Raw genomic sequence first — 6,562 nt, forward strand, 5'->3', positions numbered from 1 at the left:
TAAAAGGATTAAGAGGAACTAAATCAATAGATGAACTACCTCAGAACGTACAAGATGCTTATAAAGGATATTCTGGAAATAATTGGCAGGGAACATATAAAGGACAAAGTACAGGAACAAAAGCAGGTGGCAAATTTAAAAATGATAAGGATTATTTGCCAAATTTTGATAATTATGGTAATGAAATTACTTATAAAGAATATGATATTAATTCTAAAGTAATAAATAGTGGTCGTGATGCGGAGAGATTCGTCCGTGGAAGTGATGGAAGTATATATTATACTGACAGGCACTATAAAAGTTTTATAAAGGTGGAATAGTAATGAATAAATTTAGTAAAATAAACAGATTTAGTAAGATACTGTTAAGAACTAGATATCAAAATTACTTTATAGTGAATCTTGATGGAAAAAAGATACAAACTGAATATGATGCTATTTTGAAATTAGCCGATATTTTCTATATTGATGATTTAGTTGATGGTAATTGGGATGCTTTACAAGATAGACTAGAACGTCCCAGTTATATAATTCCGGATAATATACTTATTTTTATAGATAATGCTAGATATTTATTTGCTAATGATGCAAATTCTAAGAGAATTTTTTTAGATATTCTTAAAGACACTGTTGAGTGGTGGGATAGCGATGTTGAAAAATATGTCGTTGGAGGGAAGAAGAAGTCTTTCAATGTTTATTTAGTTGATTGAAAAGATTTTTCGTGGTGCTGTTGGCGATTGAGCTAGTTTATCGAGGATTTTGAAAACGCTCGAAATTATTTCTTCGTTTTCCGTCCTCTCTTTCCTAGCTCCCCGCCCACCTATGGAGCTTCTCTCCATAGGTGTTTTCTACATCACCACTATGCTTTTACATGTTGTCATATAAAAGCAAGATAAGTGATAAAACTGCTCTCTACTTACTTTATTCGTAAAAGTAAAATAAAAATACAGAAAGATAAATCATTTTTATTATGTAGAACATGTTACGTAATATACTGATTATCACGGTCAAGTAGGGAATTATCGAAACTCACCTACACTTATGACCTAGCAGGAAACAAGCTGACTAGTACAGAAGAAGTAGAGGGCAAGGAAGAAGAGACCCGCTTCACTTACGATGACAATAACCGCCTAACCAAACTAGAAAACAAGGACGGAACGACCACCTATACCTACGACAGGAACGGCAACCGCATCTCGTCTAAGAAGAATGATGACAAGCTAGACTACATCTACGATACCGAGAACCGGCTCCTTGCGGTCAAGGACAAGGAGGGGCTTTTGATGGCAGCCCTCTATGACGGGGACGATAATCGGGTCTTTACCGCTAGCCGTAAGGAAGGGAAGAACAGCTATCAGCTCTTCAAACGAGAGGAGAAGAGGAAGTCTCCTTATACTGCCCCGAATGGGGAGGAGCCGAGTCTCTTCTGGTATGGCTTTAGTCAGAATGTCTTACAGGCACTGTCTACCCTACCGCAGACGGTGGGGACCATCTGGCATGAGATTTTTGACGATGTGTCGACTGCCTACCACCAGAAAGTAGCGAAAGACCGGGCGACCAAGGAGGGGCTAGTGGTCAACCCACCAGACCTTGGAGATCTGCCGGGTGAGGGTCAAGTGACCTATGCGAGTGAGGTCAAAGAGGTTCTCATTCCTTACACTACACGAGAGGATCGCTTTAACTACTACGAAGAGCGGAACTATGTCAACGATGTCAACCGCAAGCATACCGAGGTACTCCAGACCTATGACCGGGACTTGAAAGCCAGAGAAACCTATACCTACGGACAGGGCAGAAGCTCTTATCTCAACCATGAGACGGGGGATACCTATCACTACCTGACCAATCAGACAGGAACAGTCACAGGCTTGACCAAGGACGGAGTAGCAGTTGCGTCCAGCCAGTACCAACTCTACGGAGCAAGTAAGTCTAGCACAGACGAGACAGGCAACCCATTTGCCTATAATGGTGAAGCTCGTGACATCACAGGACTGGATTACCTCAGAGCACGGTATTACGACAGCCAAGCAGGTACTTTCCTTACAGAGGATTCCTATCAAGGTGAGTTGACGGATCCACTCAGTCAGAACCGCTACAGCTATGTTCACAACAACCCAGTCAATTATACCGATCCAAGTGGGCATATTGCGGCTTCTCCATTTACTATGTTTTTAGGTGCTGGAAAACCTCGATATAGTCAACCAAAACCACTGATTAACTATAAAGATGGGACACTTTATGCGCCCACAACAGCTGAGCATAAGGCGCATCAGATTCGCCAGCAACAGACAGGTGTCTACAGTTACACCTATGTTCCAACTTATGTCCCAACAGCTTCTGCCTACGACTATATTCAACAACAAGAAGCTCAAGTCAGAGCCCAAGCCCATGCACAGGCGATTCGATACCGTCAGCAACAGTTTCGGAAGGAGTATGCGCAAGCAACTGGACAATATGGTACTCCAAAATCGCGTGAAGCGACGAATCTTTTCCTTAACTGGACCAAGTCATTTGAAGAAACGATGCGCCATGTCTGTGATCCAAAGACTACTAAGGCAAAAGATAAAGGGGCCTCTCCTAAACCTATCAGCTTTGGAGGGGGAGGAGTTGCCAGCTGGGATAGCACAGCTGGACCAAGCTCTCGCTATCAGCCCAAAGTTACTGCTAAATCGAAAGTGTTGACTGAGGAAGAGCTAGCAGCAAGAAGGGCAGAGGGAGTGAGGCTTCTTAAGACTCTTGGTGGTGAACTTAGTGGCTGGTATAATGCCAAACGTATCTGGACAGGAAAAGACCCTGTAACAGGTGAGGAAGCCAACCGCTGGTGGGCAACTGGAGAGCTTGTCTTTGATATCGCTACTACTGTGTTTCCAATTGCAAAAGCAGGGAAGTTAGGTAAGGTAGCTAAAGTAGGAAAAGCAGGAAAAGTCGTTGATACAGTTGATGATATCGCTGATGCCTCTAAAGCCTTGAAATCTATAGATAGGATTGATGATACCAAAGATTCTCTGAAAGTTGTAGAGGTTGTTGATACAGTTGATGATGTTAGTGATGTCTCAAAAGGGTATAAAGCTCCTAAAGGAGGCGGAGGAATAACAACAACTATTATCAAAGGAGATAAGAAAATAACATTTGGTCATGGTGCGAGACATTTTGAAGATATTCCTAATTTAGATATCTCAGATGTAGAGAATGCAATTGCTCAACACGTTTCTGAAAATATTCCGAAGATTGGAGAATCTCCTAGGGTTACACTTAGTGTCAATGGACATATTATAGAATATAGACCATATAATTTAGGAGATGGGAGAATCAATATTGGAACATATATTCCAAAAGATAAGTGAGGTTATAACAAATGAGAAGATTACATTCTTTAGAGAAAAAATGGCTCACCTTAATGATGAAACCTGATTTTGATGGTAAAAAGATTATATCTGAACAATTATCCAACGCATATGTCGTTTCTGAAGAAATAACACGAGGATTTGCCTCAATCAAATTAGCCACATTAACAAATAGATGCTATCCTTTTCATGAACGGGTACCTATTACAATGTTAGCATATGTAGAAGATTTTAGAGGATATCGCCCAATAGAATTCTTGCTACATGTGATTGATGGATTTGTAGATGAACTTGAGATTTTTGATGCTGCAGGCTTTGAGATTGAAGATTATTCAAATATACCACTTGACAATATTGAGTATCAAATTTGATATAAAGCAATATTATAATCTGTGACACAGAAAATTGTTTCCCTGTGGTCAAAGAAAGGGAGGAATTGCCAGTTGGGATAGCCCTGCTGGACCAAGCTCTCGCTATCAGCCCAAAGTTACTGCTAAATCGAAAGTGTTGACTGAGGAAGAGCTAGCAGCAAGAAGGGCAGAGGGAGTGAGGCTTCTTAAGACTCTTGGTGGTGAACTTAGTGGCTGGTATAATGCCAAACGTATCTGGACAGGAAAAGACCCTGTAACAGGTGAGGAAGCCAACCGCTGGTGGGCAACTGGAGAGCTTGTCTTTGATATCGCTACTACTGTGTTTCCAATTGCAAAAGCAGGGAAGTTAGGTAAGGTAGCTAAAGTAGGAAAAGCAGGAAAAGTCGTTGATACAGTTGATGATATCGCTGATGCCTCTAAAGCCTTGAAATCTATAGATAGGATTGATGATACCAAAGATTCTCTGAAAGTTGCAGAGGCTGTTGATACTGTTAATGATGCTAGTAGGGGGATAACAGGACTTGATAAATTATCACCTAGAGATATCCAAGCTATGTCAATTGATGAGATTCGGAAAGCAGTACCAACAGACAAGGGATGGAGTATTCAAGAACATAATGGTTTTGTACATATTTATGATGATGTTAGTCCTAAACCTATAATTCGTATTGATCCGCCAGATGGGAAAACAAACTATCCTCACATGCATTTTTATGATAATCACGGAAATTCTTTGGATATAAACGGAAGGATAGTTGATTATCGTAGTTCAGATGCACATATTCCTTGGAATAATGGTCAATAATATATAGCATGGAGGTAGTATAATGGAAAAATACGAAATTATAGAGAAGCAGGAAGAAATAAATCGAATTGATTATTGGGACACTTGCGTTCTGGATCTTAAAATATTATATTTTGGTGATGAGGTTCACATGTATTTAGAAGCTTTTACAGCTCATCAAGCTAATTTAGATAAATGTTGGAAAATTAGTTTTATTGGATGTGCAGAGATAAATTATGAGACAGATGTTAGAAATCGAAAAAAAGTAAAAGTGAAAGATTTTGTAAAAAATTATTTATACACGTGTCAAGATATATCACTTGAATATCATGATGAAACTTTCGTTAGGTGTTGTGTGAATTTAGAGGGATTAGTGATACTTTCTCTGATTTGTCAAGATATTGAGATTGCCAAAGTTCCAATTGCAGATCAACATTTTTTCTGGTGTGAGAATGATAAACGAACTAATTAGTAAACTGTTTGTAACAGGTTATATAATGTTTATTTCAAAGTACCATTATTTCTTAAAGCGGTGTTTCGTGGTGCTGTTGGCGATTGAGCTAGTTATCGAGGACTTTGAAAACGCTGGATAATGTATCGTTTTCCGTCCTCTCTTTCCTAGCTCCCCGCCCACCTATGGAGTTATACTCCATAGGTGTTTTCCACATCACCACTATGCTTTAACATGTTGTCATATAAAAGCAAGATAAGTGATAAAACTGCTCTCTACTTACTTTATTCGTAAAAATACAGAAAGATAAGTAAATTTTTCACTATTTAGACTGTATTACATGATATACTGATTATCTCGATCAGATTGAGACCATGACGGTTTCAAGTAAGGACGGTAAGGAACTGTCCAAGCTGACTTACACCTATGACCTAGCAGGAAACAAGCTGACTAGTACGGAAGAAGTAGAGGGCAAGAAAGAAGAGACCCGCTTCGCCTATGACGATAATAACCGCCTAACCAAACTAGAAAACAAGGACGGAACGACCACCTATACCTATGATAAGAACGGCAATCGGATTTCTTCTAAGCAGAATGAGGAGAAGCTAGACTACCTCTACGACACGGAGAACCGCCTCCTTGCGGTTAAGGACAAGGAGGGACTTCTGATGGCAGCCCTCTATGACGGGGACGATAATCGGGTCTTTACCGCTAGCCGTAAGAAAGGTAAACATAGCTACCAGCTCTTCAAGCGTGAGGACAAGAAGAAATCGCCATATACAGCACCAGCTGGTGAGGAGCCTAGCCTCTTCTGGTATGGCTTTAGCCAGAATGTCTTACAGGCATTGTCTACCCTACCACAGACGGTGGGAAGCATTTGGCACGAACTCTTTGACGATGTGTCGACTGCCTACCACCAGAAAGTAGCGAAAGACCGTGCGACCAAGGAGGGGCTAGTGGTCAACCCACCAGAGCTTGGAGATCTGCCGGGTGAGGGTCAAGTGACCTATGCGAGTGAGGTCAAAGAGGTTCTCATTCCTTACACCACACGGGAGGATAGCTTTAACTACTACGAAGAGCGGAACTATGTCAACGATGTCAATCGGAAACATACCGAGGTACTCCAGACCTATGACCGAGACTTAAAAGCAAGAGAAACCTATACCTACGGACAGGGCAGGACGTCTTATCTCAACCATGAGACGGGGGATACCTATCACTACCTGACCAATCAGGCAGGAACAGTCACAGGCTTGACCAAGGACGGAGTAGCAGTTGCGTCCAGCCAGTACCAACTCTACGGAGCAAGCAAGTCTAGCACAGACGAGACAGGAAATCCATTTGCCTACAATGGGGAAGCTCGTGACATCACAGGACTAGATTACCTCAGAGCACGGTATTACGACAGCCAAGCAGGGATTTTCCTTACAGAGGATTCCTATCAAGGTGAATTGACGGCTCCACTCAGTCAGAACCGCTACAGCTATGTTCACAACAATCCAGTCAACTATACCGACCCAAGTGGGCATTTCTTGCAGGGACTTGTTAGGGGTGCTAAGAAGTTATGGAATGGTGCAAAGAAAGTAGCAAGTAATGCTTGGAATACGGTGAAA

The 6,562-nt window shown here is 41.3% G+C and carries 7 protein-coding genes; all 7 read left to right on the forward strand.

What is annotated here, in order from left to right:
- A partial coding sequence (locus ACVPON_RS04595; protein ID WP_462876631.1) for a ribonuclease domain-containing protein occupies window positions 1–320 on the forward strand: 320 nt, incomplete at its 5' end.
- 2 nt (window positions 321–322) lie between these two features.
- Window positions 323–709 (forward strand): barstar family protein, encoded by a 387-nt coding sequence (locus ACVPON_RS04600; RefSeq protein WP_462876633.1) that lies wholly within the window; start codon window positions 323–325, stop codon window positions 707–709.
- A gap of 573 nt (window positions 710–1,282) precedes the next feature.
- On the forward strand, window positions 1,283–3,343 hold the full coding sequence (locus ACVPON_RS04605; protein ID WP_462876634.1) for an RHS repeat-associated core domain-containing protein: 2,061 nt from the start codon (window positions 1,283–1,285) through the stop codon (window positions 3,341–3,343).
- Between the two features lie 11 nt (window positions 3,344–3,354).
- Window positions 3,355–3,714 (forward strand): hypothetical protein, encoded by a 360-nt coding sequence (locus ACVPON_RS04610; RefSeq protein ID WP_462876636.1) that lies wholly within the window; start codon window positions 3,355–3,357, stop codon window positions 3,712–3,714.
- A 34-nt stretch (window positions 3,715–3,748) separates the two neighbouring features.
- Complete coding sequence (locus ACVPON_RS04615) at window positions 3,749–4,519, forward strand: pre-toxin TG domain-containing protein (protein WP_462876638.1); 771 nt, start codon at window positions 3,749–3,751, stop codon at window positions 4,517–4,519.
- Between the two features lie 22 nt (window positions 4,520–4,541).
- A complete protein-coding gene (locus tag ACVPON_RS04620; protein WP_462876640.1) occupies window positions 4,542–4,970 on the forward strand; it encodes a hypothetical protein in 429 nt (142 codons plus the stop codon).
- Window positions 4,971–5,323: 353 nt separating this feature from the next.
- Window positions 5,324–6,562: RHS repeat-associated core domain-containing protein (locus ACVPON_RS04625; protein ID WP_462876641.1), on the forward strand; the 1,239-nt coding region annotated here is incomplete at its 3' end.

This window comes from Streptococcus sp. 1F3 (assembly GCF_054968985.1).

Bases quoted from the DNA above. Each gene is read 5' to 3' on its own strand.
- ACVPON_RS04605 (WP_462876634.1), top strand. From the start codon at position 1,283: ATGGCAGCCCTCTATGACGGGGACGATAATCGGGTCTTTACCGCTAGC.
- ACVPON_RS04600 (WP_462876633.1), top strand. From the start codon at position 323: ATGAATAAATTTAGTAAAATAAACAGATTTAGTAAGATACTGTTAAGA.
- ACVPON_RS04610 (WP_462876636.1), top strand. From the start codon at position 3,355: ATGAGAAGATTACATTCTTTAGAGAAAAAATGGCTCACCTTAATGATG.
- ACVPON_RS04620 (WP_462876640.1), top strand. From the start codon at position 4,542: ATGGAAAAATACGAAATTATAGAGAAGCAGGAAGAAATAAATCGAATT.